The organism is Yoonia sp. JB2-21 (assembly GCF_055693545.1).
Map to the genome: position 1 here is coordinate 773734 of NZ_JBVFUC010000001.1, position 17641 is coordinate 791374.

12 protein-coding genes, 1 tRNA gene and 2 pseudogenes are annotated in these 17641 nt (G+C 55.3%); 5 read left to right on the forward strand and 10 right to left on the reverse strand.

Annotated elements, in window-relative coordinates; translation table 11 throughout:
- Positions 1–256: 256 nt before the first annotated feature.
- The 5 genes from ACZ1G5_RS03895 to ACZ1G5_RS03915 all read right to left on the reverse strand — a co-directional run bounded on the left by ACZ1G5_RS03895 (position 257) and on the right by ACZ1G5_RS03915 (position 6021).
- Positions 257–766 carry a hypothetical protein gene (locus ACZ1G5_RS03895; protein ID WP_472731607.1) on the reverse strand — a complete coding sequence of 170 codons (510 nt, stop codon included), beginning with the start codon at positions 764–766 and terminating at the stop codon, positions 257–259.
- 391 nt (positions 767–1157) lie between these two features.
- Positions 1158–2612 (reverse strand): aldehyde dehydrogenase family protein, encoded by a 1455-nt coding sequence (locus ACZ1G5_RS03900; protein WP_472731608.1) that lies wholly within the window; start codon positions 2610–2612, stop codon positions 1158–1160.
- A gap of 8 nt (positions 2613–2620) precedes the next feature.
- Complete coding sequence (locus ACZ1G5_RS03905; protein ID WP_472731609.1) at positions 2621–4069, reverse strand: TRAP transporter large permease; 1449 nt, start codon at positions 4067–4069, stop codon at positions 2621–2623.
- Positions 4070–4072: 3 nt separating this feature from the next.
- Positions 4073–4876, reverse strand: coding sequence for a TRAP transporter small permease subunit (locus ACZ1G5_RS03910; protein ID WP_472731610.1), 804 nt, complete (start codon positions 4874–4876; stop codon positions 4073–4075).
- A gap of 95 nt (positions 4877–4971) precedes the next feature.
- Entirely contained in the window at positions 4972–6021 is a 1050-nt protein-coding gene (locus tag ACZ1G5_RS03915; protein WP_472731611.1) for a TRAP transporter substrate-binding protein, read from the reverse strand.
- Positions 6022–6378: 357 nt separating this feature from the next.
- Between ACZ1G5_RS03915 and ACZ1G5_RS03920 the strand changes: the two genes are divergently transcribed.
- Complete coding sequence (locus tag ACZ1G5_RS03920; RefSeq protein ID WP_472731612.1) at positions 6379–7290, forward strand: LysR family transcriptional regulator; 912 nt, start codon at positions 6379–6381, stop codon at positions 7288–7290.
- Between the two features lie 54 nt (positions 7291–7344).
- Here the strand turns inward: ACZ1G5_RS03920 and ACZ1G5_RS03925 are convergent.
- The 3 genes from ACZ1G5_RS03925 to ACZ1G5_RS03935 form a co-directional block, all read right to left on the reverse strand.
- Positions 7345–7430 (reverse strand) — tRNA-Leu (locus ACZ1G5_RS03925).
- A 45-nt stretch (positions 7431–7475) separates the two neighbouring features.
- Complete coding sequence (locus tag ACZ1G5_RS03930; RefSeq protein WP_472731613.1) at positions 7476–8015, reverse strand: tetratricopeptide repeat protein; 540 nt, start codon at positions 8013–8015, stop codon at positions 7476–7478.
- Positions 8016–8052: 37 nt separating this feature from the next.
- Positions 8053–8589, reverse strand: a complete 537-nt coding sequence (locus tag ACZ1G5_RS03935; protein WP_472734267.1) for an Lrp/AsnC family transcriptional regulator — start codon at positions 8587–8589, stop codon at positions 8053–8055.
- A gap of 61 nt (positions 8590–8650) precedes the next feature.
- Between ACZ1G5_RS03935 and putA the strand changes: the two genes are divergently transcribed.
- Together putA and ACZ1G5_RS03945 are read left to right on the forward strand one after the other, a co-directional pair.
- Positions 8651–12103, forward strand: a complete 3453-nt coding sequence (gene putA, locus ACZ1G5_RS03940) for a bifunctional proline dehydrogenase/L-glutamate gamma-semialdehyde dehydrogenase PutA (RefSeq protein ID WP_472731614.1) — start codon at positions 8651–8653, stop codon at positions 12101–12103.
- A 31-nt stretch (positions 12104–12134) separates the two neighbouring features.
- Positions 12135–12869 (forward strand): rhomboid family intramembrane serine protease, encoded by a 735-nt coding sequence (locus ACZ1G5_RS03945; protein ID WP_472731615.1) that lies wholly within the window; start codon positions 12135–12137, stop codon positions 12867–12869.
- Here ACZ1G5_RS03945 and ACZ1G5_RS03950 read toward each other — a convergent pair.
- Positions 12866–13655, reverse strand: a pseudogene (locus ACZ1G5_RS03950) (inositol monophosphatase family protein). The gene ACZ1G5_RS03945 and the pseudogene ACZ1G5_RS03950 sit on opposite strands and share 4 nt — an antisense overlap.
- On the opposite strand from ACZ1G5_RS03950, the gene ACZ1G5_RS03955 reads away from it, so the two are divergent.
- On the forward strand, positions 13654–15786 hold the full coding sequence (locus ACZ1G5_RS03955; protein ID WP_472731616.1) for a putative bifunctional diguanylate cyclase/phosphodiesterase: 2133 nt from the start codon (positions 13654–13656) through the stop codon (positions 15784–15786). The pseudogene ACZ1G5_RS03950 and the gene ACZ1G5_RS03955 sit on opposite strands and share 2 nt — an antisense overlap.
- Here ACZ1G5_RS03955 and ACZ1G5_RS03960 read toward each other — a convergent pair.
- On the reverse strand, positions 15746–16672 hold the full coding sequence (locus ACZ1G5_RS03960; protein WP_472731617.1) for a LysR family transcriptional regulator: 927 nt from the start codon (positions 16670–16672) through the stop codon (positions 15746–15748). The two genes, ACZ1G5_RS03955 and ACZ1G5_RS03960, sit on opposite strands and share 41 nt — an antisense overlap.
- Positions 16673–16765: 93 nt before the next feature.
- On the opposite strand from ACZ1G5_RS03960, the pseudogene metF reads away from it, so the two are divergent.
- Positions 16766–17631, forward strand: a pseudogene (metF, locus tag ACZ1G5_RS03965) (methylenetetrahydrofolate reductase [NAD(P)H]).
- The last annotated feature ends 10 nt before the right edge of the window (positions 17632–17641 follow it).

Here is a 17641-nt window from a genome sequence, read left to right on the forward strand (position 1 = left end):
CGCCAAGCTTCAGAAGTGTTCAGGAAAAATGCTTTTCTCTCTCAACAGGCACCAACGGCAGCAGAATACCTGACGCGCGCCATGGTCCTCGCCAGCATATCACCAACGTAACCATAGATTGGCGACAACACCGTGGGGGAGCGTCGATCATCAGGCCGCGGCTTGCCATGCGGTTTTGGAAAATTGCGAAGTGGCGTACCATCGACAGGTCGTTCAGCAGTCTAGGTCACCTTGAAAAGCTCGCTTGATCGCGTTTTTAGCAAGGGCGTAGGCGGCTTTTGAGGCCTTTGCCGCGCAGTTGGTACGGTCGGCGCGGTGTTACAGGGCTGTTTTGCCGAATTTCTTCAGCATTATAGCGCTTTTCTGCGGGCTCCTTGGACACGACTGCAGCAATGAATGCCGCCACATCAAATTCACTGTCTTTCGCCGCACGCGCCAGTGCCTTTTTGAGTGCGCGATTTGACAGCGCCAGCGTCACCTGCTCAACCAATGTTCGCCGCATTTTGTGTTCAGTATCCGGGGCGTCAACATCCGCTTTCTCAACGTCCGCCGCGCTCAACCCAAACCCAGCTTCTTCCAGGAACAGACGTACAATTGGTGGAGAGGATGTCACAGCATCAGCGGTTTGCTGATCGCGAAAAACGGCCATGACCGTGTTTGGTCTGACGTCACCATGATTTCCAGAGGAGGCCGTGTCACCATATCCAGAACCATGCGACCCGTTAGCAGAAAACATCTCGAAATCATAACGCAACATTGTCTTCACCAAAGATTAACAACACACCTGTTTTTAGCAAATGTGGCCGAAATGTGCAAAGAATTTGTTGGATTCAGCCAGAATGTGACGTCTCAAATCCGCCCTCTGCCTCAAAAATTGGCAGCTTCATCAGGATATTTATCCTGAGAGAAGGCACCCCGACAAAGTCTTCATGCACACAGCGACCACCGCTGCTGCGAAACTTGTATCGAGACTTTGTAAACAAAGTCATAACGTTAATCACCAACGTCGACTATTTGGGGATGCGGTTCCATTCTGGATTGGCAAACCGTTGTCGTGATGACGAAAGCCAACGGTTCCAGCTATAATGCGGCACATTTTTCAGCAAAATTTTTCTGATGATCAGATATACGCCGCCCACAAACGACCCATTCGCCGACTACCGGTGGAGCGCGGCAACCGTTTTGAGGACAGAAAAGCCATATAGCGCTTCGAACCCTTTTTCGCGACCATGGCCTGACAGGCCCGTGCCGCCAAAGGGCAGCTCGACCCCGCCACCTGCACCGTAGTTGTTGATAAACACCTGCCCCGCCCGCAACGCACGCGCCATCCGCATCTGCCGCGCGCCGTTTTCTGACCAGCAGGATGCGACAAGGCCAAAGTCGGTGCCGTTCGCGATAGCAATCGCTTCAGCTTCGTCCTCAAAAGGGATGATCACCTGAACAGGGCCGAAGATTTCATCCTGAGCTAGCGTGTGGTCCGGCGGGACATCGGCAAATAAAGTTGGCGCAACATAGGCGCCACCCTCGGGTGCATCGTCAACAATCCGACCTTGGGCGGCGATCCTCAGATCAGCGCCTTTGGCAAGGAAGCCTTCCACGATTTCCTTCTGGCGGAGAGACACCAAAGGCCCGACATCCAAGTCCACCATCGCAGGCCCTGTGCGCAACGCTGTGTAACGCGCGGCCATCGCTGCAACAACCTGATCATAAACGCCCTGTTGCACCAATATCCGCGACGAGGCCGAACAGGTCTGTCCTGCATTCTGAATCCCTGCGTTCACAAGGAACGGCAGCGCCGCTTCGATATTGGCGTCATCAAATACGACTTGAGGCGACTTGCCCCCTAATTCCAACGTCACCGGCACAACATTCGCACCCGCCGTCTGCTGGATCAGTTTGCCCACACCGACCGATCCGGTGAATGAAATGTGGTGTACGCCTTTGTGGGCAGATAGCGCCGCCCCCGCCTCGGCCCCCAGCCCCGGCACGACATTCAGCGCACCATCCGGCAGCCCCGCTTGCCGCGCGATTTCAGCGAAGGCGAGCGCTGTCAGGCACGCCTCCTCGGCCGGTTTCAGCACGCAGGCGTTGCCCATGGCCAAAGCCGCCCCAACGGACCGCCCGATGATTTGCATCGGGTAATTCCATGGGATGATATGCCCGGTGACCCCATGCGGTTCACGCAGGGTGTAGACGGTGTAGCCATCAAGATAGGGGATCGTTTCGCCATGCACCTTGTCGGCGGCACCGCCGTAGAATTCCAAATAGCGAGCCAATGCCAGCACATCTGCACGGGCTTGCTTGAGGGGCTTTCCGACATCCATCGCCTCAAGCTGTGCCAGCTCTTCGACATGCTCCAAGACCGCGCGCCCGATCTTGACCAAGATGCGCCCGCGCTCGGCCGCAGTTGCTTTGCCCCATGCGCCGGACAAGGCCGCATCCGCGGCCACAACAGCGGCGTCAATATCGGCCGCCTGCCCGCGTGCAATCTGGCACAGGGTGCTGCCATCAGATGGGTTGATCAAAGGAAGGCTGTCGCCCGAAAGCGGAGCGACCCAAGCACCCGCGATGAAGCAGTTGCTTGGGTCAATGTTCAGCGGCCTAATTGACATCGTCGGCGTCAATTACCGTAAGCGACCGAGGGCAGCCATGTGACCAGCCACGGGAACTCGAACACGATGAATAAGCCCAAGATCTGCAGCAATACAAACGGGATCACCCCTTTGTAGATATCGCCGATGGTGACACCCGGAGGGCAGACACCTTTGAGGTAGAACAGCGCAAAGCCAACCGGCGGGGTCAGGAACGACGTTTGTAACGTTACCGCCACAAGGATCGCGAACCAGGTAATCACGGGTGCTGCGACCTGACCAAAATCAGGAATATCCCCTTCGATCCCTAACCCCTGAATGATGGGCAACATCAGTGGCATGATAATGATCGTGATCTCGATCCAGTCCAGCAGGAAGCCCAACAGGAAAACGATAAACAGGATGAACAGGATGATGGCATAAGGGTCCTCAAACACAGATAGCACCAACCCTTCGATAATCTCATCCCCACCATAGCGGCGCAGGATGAAGGCAAAGAAGTTCGCGGCCAAAAAGATACCCACGATATAACCCGAGGTGTTCAGGGTTGAACGGCTGACTTCACGCAGAACTTTCATGTTCAAGCGCCCATTGGCCAGCGCCAACATCGTGGCCCCCAAAGCACCCAAACCAGAGGCTTCGGTTGGGGTAGCGATACCCGCAAAGATCGACCCTAGCACCAAAAGGATCAGGATCATCGGCGGGATGACTGCCAGCAGTACCTCTTTGACGACTGGCCAACCGACCTCTTCTGTCTTTGCGGGTACGGGCATCGCGTCAGGTTTGATCAGGCCGTAGATCACGATGAAGGTGATATAAAGCGCACCCAGGATCAGACCGGGGAACAGAGCCCCCATGAACAGATCGCCAAGGCTGATCGCCAGCTGGTCCGACATGATCACCAGCATGATCGACGGGGGGATCAGGATACCCAATGTCCCGGCAGAGGCGATGGTGCCCGTGGCGATCGGTTTGGAGTAATCCTGCGCCATCATCGCAGGCAAGGCCATCACGCCCAACAGGGTCACAGATGCACCGATAACGCCAGTTGAAGCGGCAAGGATGATCCCGATCAGCAGGACCGTTAGAGACAGACCGCCGCGCAAGCTGCCAAACAGCTTTTGCATCGACCGCATCATGCGTTGCGCCACACCAGATTGATCCAGCATCAGGCCCATAAAGATAAACATCGGCAGGGCAACAAGAACCGGGTTTTTGACGGTACTGCCAAAGATACGGCCCGACAGTGCACCCAGGCGTTGATAGTCGATGCCGGTGCGATCAAATTCGATAATATCGCGAAAGTAGCTACGATAGGGGTCAAGGAACACCTCGGCGATCACGACAAAAACGAGGCTGACGCCCACAAGTGCCATCGCCACCGGGATGCCGCGGAACAGCATCCAGATGAACGTCAGGAACATGACGATGACGGCAACCTCATTGAGGGTCAGGAATTGTCCGATAAATGACAGCATGGATTAAGCCCCCGACTTGCGTGACGGATCCATGGCGCGGAGGACAAGGATAAGAACCGGTGTGATGATTAAGGCCGCAAGAACGGTGTAGGTAATTTCATAGTTTCCAAACTCAAGCTCACCAAAGGCCGGACCACGGGTGATATCACGGCTTGTCGTTCCTTCAGCAGCAAGCAGCGACAGAATGATGAACAGTCCATAATAGATAGAAAGATTGACCATCAAAAATGTTGCTGGAAAGGCGGCCCACAATTGACGCCAGAGTTTTGGCGGATGGAGCCTTGCCAGATTGCGCACAACCGCAGACCAGCAGGCCACGCCGATAAAGATAAAAGCGACATTCATGAAGACCTTGAGTATCCACAGATTATGGAGACCGTTGGGGCTGTCAGACCCTTCGTTGGCACGGATGGAACTGAGTGCATAGTCATAGGTCACATCCCACGACAGAATAATAAACGGCAGAAACAGCCACCCGATCGCGAATAGATTGATCCGCGTCTTCTTTTCTTCGGGGAACCCATCATAAAGGATATCGACACGCACATGGCTATCCGTGGTCACGGCATATCCGACGCCCACCAATACCGCGGCGCCATAGAGCCACCATTGAAGATCATCTAGCCAAGCTTGGTTCATGCCGGAATTGCGTAGGATCACCTGCGCAGTGATCGCCAGCATCAGAATAGGGAACAGCCAAGCCGCGATATTCGACATAAAGACAATAAATCTGTCCCCGCGATTGTGCTCTTCGCGTCCCACCTCACCGGGATCTGATACGGCAACTAGTTCTTCTGGCGATTCCATAACCCGGTGTCCCTTCACTTTGTCCTGCTTGTTCGCAGACAAAGGGCCGGGCATGGGTGCCCGCCCCTTTGTATATCTTTGAACTCACGTCTGGATTAGTCCCGTGGACGTGGCAGGTAGATGTTGTTCACCCAAGTTTTGTAACCTGCGCGGAACTCCTGCAGATCGTCCCATACCAGCTTGAAGTACTCGTCTTCTGCGGCCAGTTCTGCTGCGACTTCGTTCCAAGTGGATTCAAACGTATCCAGCATCTCGGTTGGCCACTGGCGAATGGTCACGCCGTTCTCTTCGACGTTGGCCACCATGGCTGCAAAGTTCTTGGCTTCACCTTCCGCATAGTTGGTTGTGATGTTGGCCAAGCAAGCAACTTCGATTTGCTTCTGAGACATCTCATCCAAGTCATCCCAACGATCTTTGTTGATCAAAAGTTCAAACATTGTCGCGGGCTGGTGCCAGCCAGGGAAGTAGTTGTTGGATGCGATGTTGTAGAAACCCAAGCGCTGGTCAATCAACGGCATGGAGAATTCTGTCGCATCAATCGCGCCACGTTCAAGTGCTGGGAAGATATCACCAGCGGCAAGCAAAGATGTGGATACACCCAGACGCTGCATGACTTCCGCGCCCAGACCGAAGAAGCGCATGTTCAGGCCTTCCAGGTCAGCCACGCTGTTGATCGGCTCTTTGAACCACCCGGATGTTTCCGGCGCGATAATGCCGCAAGGCAGAACCTTCACGTTATAGCCGTTCTCATCATACATGCGCTGGAACAGCTCGGCACCATCGTCATAGAGCATCCATGCAAGGAATTCACCGGCTTCCGGGCCGAATGGCACAGCAGCGAAGAGCGACGCAGATGTGATCTTACCCTGCCAATAACCAGCCGTCGTATAGGCCGCATCAACAGAACCACCTGACACAGCATCAAGCGCTTCGAGCGTTGGCACCAGTTCGCCGGGATCAAAATGCTCGAACTCGACTTCGGTAGAGATGCTGTTGATCTTATCAACAAAATCCACGCCAGCAGTGCCAAGGATCGGCAAATTCCGCGAAAATGCAGACGTCATTTCGATGACTTCTTGCGCCTGTGCGGCACCACCTGTTGCCATGACGGCGGCAACACCAGCTGCGATTGCTTTCTTTTTCATCGTATTCCTCCCAGAATATCGTCCCAGTGTGGAGACGTGTTGGTCAGTTTAAATATCGCCGACGTATGACCACGACGCCGGCTCATCTCTGCCCGAGGCACTGGGCCTCTGGCTATCTGAAACAGGAAAGCCGCTTCTTGATCTGCGTCAAAGGTTCGGACAAAAGCGCCAAAGTGCCTCCCAACACCACGGGCTTTCAAACCAGCGACTGCTCTCCCCTCTCGCTACGGACCACCACTATTGACGACTTTTTTCATTCTGTAAGCAGGATTTCGCGTCATTTTGTTTAGAAAATCTTATTGTATGTTAAGAAAATAGCGACGAAGGTAACGTGCAGACCGAATTTCGAAGAAGCGCATGTCCGATATCAACCTCAAGTTGCTGCAATCATTTTTGCTGGTCGCCAAACTCGGGAGTTTCAGGCGCGCAGCGGAGGCGGCCCGCCGTTCCACCTCGGCAATCAGCATGCAGATCAAAGAACTCGAGGATCAAGTCGGGATGCGGCTATTTGTGCGGCGATCAAAGAACGTGGCGCTGACCCCCAATGGGCAACTCTTGTTCGAAAAGACGGAACGGGCGATGCGCGATATCGACGATGGGTTCAGATCATTGTCAGACATCGCGGCGATGCGACAATCGACTGTGACCATTGCCTGTGCGGCGACACTTGCCCCCAAGCGCGTGGGCAGTGTTCTGACCACATTCCGGCGTCGCTTTCCCGATAGCAGCGTCCGGCTGATCGAAGCGCCACCGGCTGCCGCATTAGAGATTTTGGAACGACAAGTTGCAGAGTTCTATGTCGGCCCAACGGTATCAGACCTAAAAACATTCACGTTCGAAAAACTTGCCGATGAACCGCTTTTGGCTTGCATTCCGCCCGAATACGACAAAGGCAAGAAGATGATCCGGTTTCATGACATCCTGCATGCCCCAATCATTATGCTGGATCAGTCCACCGCGATCAGAACGCTGATCGATGATATCCTTTACCGCAAGGGCCTGACACTGAACGTCACCTATGAGTTGCAAAACGCCTTTACGGCGCTGAGTTTTGCCTCTGCCGGACTTGGCATTGCGTTGCTGCCTTCTATTGCCATTGAAATGGCCGAGTTTGACGGGTTTCGTGTTGTCCCTTTTGCCGAGCCGGAGGCCGCGCGGTCAATCGGTATCATCGCCGAAAAAGGGTATGTGCAGCACAACTATTCAGAACAGCTGATGCGGCTTATTCGTGCTGCCTTCGCAGAAATGCCCGTCACTCATACAATGTAACAACAGGTACCGGCTGCCGCTCGGAAGCGACATTCATCGTGAGTATAAGACTAGTGGTGCCCGCGGCCGGACTCGAACCGGCACGGCCTTGCGGCCAAGAGATTTTAAGTCTCCAGTGTCTACCATTCCACCACGCGGGCACAGCGCCATTCCTATGCGCCTGTGCCAGCCTGATCAAGCGGTGATCAGATGTCTCTGCCAATTGGTTCCTCAAGCAGCGCACGTTCTTGCAGCCACGGGTTCATCTCGATCGCTGATCGCAGGGCTTCTTGCGCTTCCTCGTTACGGCCAAGCCCCATCAGGGTCAGTCCCTTGCCGGACAAAGCGGCGATATGGTTGGGCGTAATCTCTAGCGCGCGATCCAAATCCGTGAGTGCCGACGCAAAATCCTGGCTCAGATAGCTTGCAAAGGCACGCTGATTGTATCCTTCGGCGTAGTCAGGACAGTATTCGACCAAACGATCCAAAACTCTGCGCGCGCCAAGAAAATCGAAACTGGATCTGCGTGACATGCCTTCGTCAAGCATCTCTTGCGCTCGCTGATCGGGCGCGTCGGTCCAAAGCGACCAAAGCTCTTGGGTAAGAACCTGCGCCTCGCCTTGCCCACGAGACACGCGAAGTTCTCCTACAATTTCGCCCAAACGCTGACTGTGATCTGTCACTGGTGGGCAGGTATCAGCGAGGGCGGGCGATGCAGCAAGGCAGAGCGGGATGAACCATTTCATACAGCAACTATTTGCGGCATCATCCCTTTCGGTCAAGTCACGTCCCCGTTCCCGGCGAGATCGGTGAAACTCCTTCTTCCTTCACCGCCTGCATCGCAACATACGTCGATGTGTTCGCCACGTGCGGTAAGGTCGATATTTTTTCAGCCAAAACAGCGCGATAGCCGATCATTCCTGCAGTACGTACTTTCAGCAGATAGTCGAATGCACCTGCGATCAAATGACACTGCTCAATTTCCGGAACACGCAAAACGGCGGCATTAAAGGCGGCCAGCGCGCTTTCGCGTGTATCCGACAACTTCACCTCAACAAAAGCGACATGATCACGCCCTAAACGGATGGGATCATATAACGCACGATACCCACGAATAACGCCTTGATCCTCCAGCCTCTTGAGGCGTGCCTGTGTCGGCGATTTCGACAATCCGATCCGACGCGCAAGCTCGGTCACACTCACACGCCCATCGACGGTCAAAATATCTAAAATCTTACGATCGAACCTATCAAGATCAGAAAACGTTTCGGCCACAAAACCACCCAAGATTAAGCTAAGTTGCCCGTGTATCTGACACATTGCAGGCAAAATCACTAGAATAATTTCGATATGCTTGACGAAAGCGACCAAGGAATCTGTCATGTCTCATGTCTATAGTACGCCGTTGCGCCACCAGATTGATAGCACCATGTATGCGGATGAAGCTGATGCCATTCAGGCGTTGATCGCCACAGCTAAGCTTTCCGATGAAGACCGGACACGCATTTCCAACAGTGCCGCGGCTCTTGTCACCCAAATTCGCACAAGCACGGATCCCGGTCTGATGGAAGTCTTTCTGGCGGAATACGGGCTGTCGACCGACGAAGGCATCGCATTGATGTGTCTGGCAGAGGCACTGTTGCGCGTCCCCGATGCAGAAACGATGGACGAGTTGATAGAAGACAAGATCGCACCTTCCGATTGGGGCAAGCATCTTGGACATTCCGCATCATCGCTTGTGAACGCGTCGACATGGGCGCTTATGCTGACCGGTCGTGTCCTTGATGACGAACAACCCGGGATCACCCGTCATCTACGCAGCGCGGTAAAGCGACTTGGCGAGCCGGTTATTCGCAACGCCGTTGCCCGTGCGATGCGCGAAATGGGACGGCAGTTTGTGTTGGGCGAGGACATTGGCAAAGCCATGAAACGCGCCGCTGGTATGCAGGCGAAAGGCTTTACCTACAGCTATGATATGCTTGGTGAGGCGGCGCGCACCGATGCGGACGCCAAGGGTTATCATCTGTCCTATTCGCGCGCGATCAGTGCGATTGCGGAACATTGCACCCACAAAAGTGTTGCTGAGAACCCCGGCATTTCGGTGAAACTGTCAGCACTGCATCCCCGTTACGAGGTGGCCCAGCAAGCGCGTGTCATGGAGCAATTGGTCCCCCGGGTCCGCGCACTTGCCATGCTGGCAAAGTCGGCGGGGATGGGTTTCAACATTGATGCAGAAGAAGCAGATCGGTTGTCACTCTCTCTTGATGTGATCAGTGCCGTACTTGCCGAACCTGCCTTGGCGGGCTGGGATGGTTTTGGCGTTGTTGTGCAGGCTTACGGTCAACGCGCGCCGCTGGTCATTGATTTTCTTGGTGACCTCGCCGCGCGGCTTGATCGCAAGATCATGGTCCGTTTGGTCAAGGGGGCCTATTGGGACGCCGAAATTAAGCGCGCGCAAATTGAGGGGATTGACGGGTTCCCGGTGTTCACGGCCAAGCAACACACAGACATCAGCTACATCAGCAATGCGCGCAAGCTTTTGGGCATGACCGACAGGCTCTATCCGCAATTCGCCACCCACAACGCCCATACTGTCGCTGCGATCCTCGATATTGCGCATCAGCTGGATCGCAACACGGATGACTATGAATTCCAACGTCTGCACGGCATGGGTGAAACGCTCCATAAAATCGTTCTGCAGGAACAAAACACGCGCTGTCGCATCTATGCGCCGGTGGGCGCACACGAAGATTTGTTGGCCTATCTGGTGCGGCGCTTGTTGGAAAATGGCGCCAACTCAAGTTTCGTGAATCAGATCGTTGATGAGGATGTGCCGCCGGAAGTCGTCGCAGCCTGCCCATTTGAAAGCATCGGACAGGGTCCACAACTGCCGACAGGTCCGAACCTATATCAACCAGAACGGATCAATTCCAAGGGCTGGGACCTCACGCACATACCAACAATTGAAGCGATCAACACAGGTCGCGCCCCTTTTCAATGGGCGCAATGGCAAGCGCAACCGCCCATGGACATCAACCGCGACGGACAGGTGCGGATCATTAATCCCGCCAAGCCCGGCGACATCGTCGGGCATGCGAATGCCGCTACCACAGATGACGTCCAATCCGCATTGCAGGCGGCCTCACCCTGGAGCGCGGATGTGGCCCAAAGAACCATTGCTCTGAACGCTGCCGCTGACGCCTATGAAGCCCACGCCGAAGAGCTTTTTGCGATCCTGTGCCGTGAGGCAGGCAAAGCACTGCCCGATGCTGTCGCAGAACTCCGTGAGGCCGTGGATTTTCTGCGCTACTATGCGGCACAGGCAAACGCCGACCGAAAGGCACGCGGTATCTGGACCTGCATCAGCCCGTGGAACTTCCCCTTAGCCATCTTTACCGGGCAGATTGCGGCGGCTCTCGCCGCTGGCAATGCAGTTCTGGCAAAGCCTGCCGAACAAACCCCTTTGATTGCCATGCGTGCCGTCGCATTGCTTCATGCCGCCGGTGTACCAACAAGCGCGCTGCAGCTTTTGCCCGGTGGTGGTGACGTTGGTGCAGCTTTGACCGCCGACAGCCGTGTCAACGGCGTTGCATTTACCGGTTCAACAGCAACGGCGCTGAAAATTCGCGCGAATATGGCCGCGCACTGCGATCCCGGCACGCCGTTGATCGCTGAAACCGGGGGGCTGAACGCGATGATCGTTGATAGCACGGCCCTACCAGAGCACGCGGTACGCGATATTATCAACGGGGCGTTCCGGTCGGCCGGCCAGCGTTGCTCCGCTCTGCGATGTCTCTACGTTCAAGAAGATATCGCTACGAATCTGGTTGAAATGCTCAAAGGTGCAATGGACGAACTGCATGTAGGCGATCCCTGGGAGCTATCAACAGATGTTGGGCCTGTGATTGACGCTCCTGCCCACAAGGTCATCTCGGATCATATTGCCGCGGCCCGCAGCGATGGACGGATCATTCACGAAACACCATCGCCGCAGATCGGATATTTCATCGCACCAACAGCCATTCGTGTGACCGGTATTGCGGATATGGACAAAGAGATCTTTGGGCCGGTTCTGCATATTGCAACATTTAAGGCGTCCAAACTTGACGATGTGATCGGCGCAATCAACGCAACGGGATACGGTCTGACGTTCGGTCTGCACACCCGGATTGATGACCGGGTGCAGACTGTGGTGGAGCGGATCCAAGCAGGCAACATCTATGTAAACCGCGATCAGATCGGAGCCGTCGTGGGCAGTCAGCCCTTTGGCGGCGAAGGCATGTCCGGCACCGGCCCCAAGGCTGGCGGGCCGCACTATTTATCAAGGTTTACAGCAAACCCCGCCCAACATGCCGATGGCTTCTGGGCTGGTGCTGCGGATGTCAAAGCTTTGCAACAACGTATCGCAGAGGCAACTTACCCACCTGCCGCGGCCCCATCCGACCTGCCCGGCCCCACAGGTGAATCGAACCGGCACAGCACGCATCCCCGCGGACCGATCTTGTGCATGGGACCGGGTGCCAAGGCCGCACAGGACCAGATGGCGGCAGTCAAGGCACTGGGTGGAGTGGCCATCAGCACCGAAGGCGATTTCCCGGCCGCACTTGTGCGCGATATCCCAAAGCTGGGCGGCGTGATCTGGTGGGGTGACGCAGACACCGCGCGCACGATCGACACCGCCCTAAGCGAACGCGAAGGTCCAATCACTGCGCTTATCGCCGGTGCGCCTGACGCAGCGCATGTGCTCCACGAACGCCACGTTTGCATCGACACTACCGCCGCCGGCGGGAACGCGGCTCTTCTTGCAGAGGTCGGGGGTCCAGCTTTGACTTGACCACGGGTCTGCGTTCAGAGACGGTCGCACCATGTTTCCTATTCGCGACCACAACCCGTCTGAACGCACGCCTTACGTCACCCTTAGCCTTATTGGGATCAATGTGGCAGTTTTCTTGATGGGGCTCGCGCTCTTTCAGGACCAGCGGGCCTTGTCTCTATTCTACTATGACTACGCATTACTACCGATCCGACTGTCGAATGGTGAAAACTACAGTGCCCTTGTGACATCAATCTTCTTGCATGGCGGGTTTATGCACCTTGCAGGGAACATGCTGTTTTTATGGATTTTTGGGGATAACCTGGAAGATGAAATGGGGCATGTCCCCTTTCTGCTGTTCTATCTGGCGTGCGGTGTCGGAGCGTCACTGGCGCAGTTCGCAGCAGATCCGCAATCATCAATTCCGACGGTTGGGGCTTCTGGGGCCATTGCCGGGGTGATGGGTGGGTATCTGCTGCTTTACCCCAAGGCGAAAGTCGATGTCTTCATCTTCTTTGTGGTATTTTTTCGCATCTTTCCAATCCCTGCGTGGATAATGCTGGGGCTATGGTTCGCACTGCAGCTCTTTAACGGCTTTAGCGTCGACACATCAGGTGGCGGCGTCGCCTACTGGGCACATGCCGGCGGATTTGTCATTGGATTGATCTTTGCCCTACCGCTTTGGCTGAAACTGGGCGGTGGGCTGTTTTGGCGACAAACCCATGGCCATCCGCCACACCCGGAAGCGACCTATGGTCGGAGCAGCGTCCCCACGGTCAGGCGCTAGCTTTTGCGGATAACCTTGGCGAAGGCCTCAAAGATCGGCTCATTAGCACAAATCAAGGCACCATCACTCAGAATGTCGCCGCCTTCATCAAGCGGTTCCATTATTCCGCCAGCTTCGCGAACAATCACAACCCCCGCCGCGATATCCCAAGCGTGCAAACCGCGTTCCCAAAACCCGTCATACCGACCGGCCGCGACATAGGCCAAATCAAGGGCGGCAGCACCGAGATCGGCGCACACCGGCGCAAGCAGGAAGCAGCCGGGCAAGCTCTTGCAGTGCCACGGGAAGATCGGCACGTCCAGCAAAAGGAAGGCCCGTTGCAAAGATGCTTTCGATCAAACGGCTGCGTGCTGATACGCGCAGGCGGCTTTCGTTCATCCACGCCCCACTGCCCTTTTCCGCGTAGAACATTTCATCCTTCACAGGGTCATAGATCACACCGGCAACGATCTGACCTTTGTGCTCCAACGCGATTGACACCGCCCAATGCGGCAGCCCGTGGAGGAAGTTCGTCGTGCCGTCGAGCGGGTCAACAATCCAGCGGCGGGTCGGGTCATCGCCTTCGATTTCGCTGCCCTCTTCACCCAGAAACCCGTAAGTCGGGCGCGCGTGCATCAGCTCTTCTTTGATCATGGCTTCGGCCGCTTTATCGGCACGGCTGACAAAATCGCCCGGACCCTTGGCGCTGACTTGCAGGTTCTCGACCTCGCCAAAATCCTTTAGCAAGCCACGACCGGCCTTGCGGGCCGTCTTCATCATCACATTGAGATTTGCGCTACCGGCCATGTCACGGATCCTTGGTTCAGCTTCAGCGCGGCGTATAGGCTCAAGCGGTGCGCTGAACAAGGGGCAAGACAGCCTTAACCAAGAACGTATTTTATGGACCTGCTTTAACGGGTTGTTTGCCGAGGTCATTCATACCCTCGCGCAACGGCTAAGGGGCGGCATGCAGCAACATCATATTGATCATTTCCTGCATCAAACACAGATCGCCGGCCATATCTCTGGCCGGGATGTGCGAAAGCGTTCTGCGTCCGCGCTGTTGATGGTCGGGATCTGCCATCTTGCTGGTTTTGGTGTTCAGGGCGCCATAGCTGGTCTGGTTGTTTTTATTTTTGAGGTCGTATCTTACCCTCTCAACAAACGCGCGTCGCAATTTGAGAAGAAACTCGAGCTTGCCACCGGCATTGCCGTTTTTGCCGTAAACTGGGGGGCGATGCTGCCATTTCTGAGTTTCTCGCTCATCCTGTCGCAAAGTTCTGAACTGCCCTTTGTCTTAGCTGCGTACCTTTGGGCGTTTGGTGTCTATGTCCACGTGAGCAATACGTTCGGACTGCTCCCCACCTATAATTGGAGCCAGATGGCCCCCGCGTTTGGCACCATCTTTCTGATGTTGTGGAACCTGTCACAAAATCCGGCATACGACACACAACAATTTTATTGGTTGGCTACGGTCATTCTGACAACTGTTTATGTGATCAACACGTTCGATACGATGAATCTGCAAAAAGACACACATCAGGCACTTGAGCGCGCGCGCAAGGAGGCAAACGCAAGGCTTGCTGATCTGGAGCGTTTGTCTCGCAGTGACAGCCTTACGGGGTTAATGAACCGCCGTGCATTCGATGAAGTTGTGCTCAGCATGATGCACCAACATGCCAACAAGCAGGGCGTGACGATGTTCTTGCTTGATCTCGATGGGTTCAAACCCATCAATGACAGTTATGGTCATGTTGCCGGTGATGCCGTCCTTTGCGCCATTGCCGAGCGTCTGAAAGCGCTGACAACGCACGGCGATCATGTTGCCCGGATCGGTGGCGATGAATTTGCCGTCCTGACACCAAACATTGCGTCGGTGTCCGACGCGCAGCAGCTAGCAGAGAAATTCATCAATTCATTAAGCGAAACGATCCCTTTTGATCAAAAGCAGCTTGATGTCGGCATCAGTATTGGGATCTCTCGACAAGGGGCCGACGCGAATTCACCGGCAGAACTGCTCTCGGGTGCGGATCAGGCCATGTTCCTGGCCAAACATGACCCCGAGGTTGCTTTCAAGATCTATGACAAGGGCGCGTTCCCGGTCAGGCCAACGCTAGAGGATCGCCAGTTGCTGATGAAGGCGATGGAGAGCGGTCAGATATTGCCGCATTATCAGCCAAAGGTCTGCATCGATACCGGCAAATTGGTAGGCTTTGAAGCACTCTCGCGTTGGCATCATCCAACGCGCGGCATTCTTCCGCCGTCAGAGTTTTTGCCGATGATCAATGAATTGGCATTGCAGGGCGCGTTCATGATGCACACGGCGCAGCATGTCATGGAGGACCTCGCGCATATGGTCGATGATGGTCTCGACCCGGGGCAAGTGTCCATCAATATGTCAGAAGTCACACTCGCGACACTTGTTGGGCGAAAAGAGATTTTTGCCGTGATTGATCGTTACCCTGAGCTTCGCTCGTATCTCACGTTTGAGATCACAGAGGACATTTTCATTGCCCGTTCAAGCGATATTATTCGGCGCTCTATCTCTTTGTTTCGCAAGGCCGGTGTCCGCATTTCACTGGACGACTTTGGCACCGGTTATGCGTCCCTTCAACATCTCAAGGAACTGGAATTTGACGAGTTAAAACTCGACACGGGCTTTGTGCGCGATCTTGGCATAGACCCGGCTGCGAAGGTCCTGATCGAAGGGTTGGTGACCATCAGCAAAGGGTTGCAAGTCGATCTGATTGCAGAAGGCGTCGAGAACTTGCAACAACGCGACATGCTTCAAGATATGGGATGCCGCTATGTGCAAGGCTACTACTACGGCAAAGCAATGCAGTTTGAAGAAGCCTATCTGCGGCTGATTGCTGAAGGACGGATGCAGACCGGTGTCGTCAAGTTACCGTTGCCGCAGGATCGGCGCGCTGCAGTTTGACCGCTTCCTGCCGCGCGAGCCGGATCAGATGCGCCATATATGGCCGGCTGGTATCTTCGTCGCGTGTTGCAGCATAGAGCCGCCGGGTAATGCCGTCCTTGGTCAAGGGGCGCGTGACGTAATCGGAGTTATAGCGCACCTGCCGGACAACCCAATCGGGCAACACCGCAACCCCGCGGTTTGATGCCACCAACAGCAATATGACAGCTGTCAACTCAACCTGCCTGACAGCAGCTGGCTCAACCTTGGCCGGGGTCAGGAGTTGGGAAAAGATATCAAGCCGCGCACGATCAACCGGATAGGTGATCAGAGTTTCCCCCCGAAAATCAGCCGCCTCAATCACGTCTTTTTGCGCCAAAGGATGCGTTGATGCCGCGACAAAAACCGGCTCATAGTCAAACAGCGGCGTGAAGTCGGTTTCCGGCAGGTCCTCTGGATCCGAGGAGACGACAAGATCCACTTCCTCTTTGCGCAACGCCGGCAGTGCGTCAAAGGCCAGTCCTGGACGAATATCGACATCGACCTCCGGCCACGCTTTGCGGAACTGCTCCAGCACAGGAAACAGCCACTCGAAACAGGCGTGGCATTCAATAGCGATATGCAAACGCCCAGCGCTGCCCGCGATCAATCCAGAAAACTCGGCCTCAAGGGCCGCAACCTGCGGCAATATTCGTTCTGCCGCCGCCAACATCTTCATGCCGGCCGCCGACAGCTTCAAAGGCTTTGACCGTCTGACAAACAGCTCAACACCGGCCTGATCCTCAATCCCCTTGATCTGATGCGACAGGGCAGATTGGGTGATGTTTAACTGATCCGCAGCGCGTACCAAACCACCGGTGTCATGTATCGCTTTGATCGTGCGCAGATGCCGAAACTCGATATGCATATGTGAGCGTTCCTCATTACTTTGGTGAGGTTTATGAATTTGCCTCAACTTCATAGTGGTGCCACAAGGACGACGCAAGCAAGAGGTATCAAGATGTCGACACCGTCCGTTTCCTTTGAGTTCTTCCCCCCAAATCATTGGAGGGCTCTTTCCGGCTATGGGACTGCGTGAACAGTCTTGCTCCGCTTGATCCGGCTTTCGTCTCTGTCACCTATGGCGCTGGCGGTACAACCCGCAAGCTGACCCATGAGGCGGTGGCGACGATCCACAAAACCAGCGGGCTGAATGTGGCGGCGCACCTGACCTGCGTCGACGCGACCAAGGCTGAAACCCTCGAGATAGCGCGGGGGTATGCTCAGGCGGGCGTGCGCGACATCGTTGCATTGCGTGGCGACGCGCCAAAGGGTGCTGACCGTTTCACGCCCCATCCGCAAGGGTTCGACAGTTCTGTCGCGCTGATTGAAGCGCTGGCAGAGACCTCGGATTTCAATATACGCGTCGGTGCCTACCCCGAAAAGCATCCAGATGCTGTTGATCAAGCCGCCGATATCGCCTTTCTAAAGCGCAAAATCGACGCCGGCGCGACATCCGCGATCACCCAATTCTTCTTTGAGGCCGAGACGTTTTTCAGGTTCCGCGATGCCTGCGTGAAAGCGGGAATTGACGCGCCAATCATTCCCGGCATTCTGCCCATCGAGAGTTGGAACGGCACGCAACGTTTCGCTGAACAATGCGGCACCCACATCCCGCAAGTGATCCGCGATGCATTCACGAATGCGACACGTGACGGCACCGCAGAATTGCTTGCGACCGCCATTGCCACCGAGCTTTGCGATGACCTGTTGCAAGGCGGTGTGGACCATCTGCATTTCTACACACTTAACAGGCCCGAACTGACCCGCGACATTTGCCATGCCTTGGGCGTAACGCCAAAAGTGCGGTTGCAAAACGTGGCCTGAGCCGCCAGCT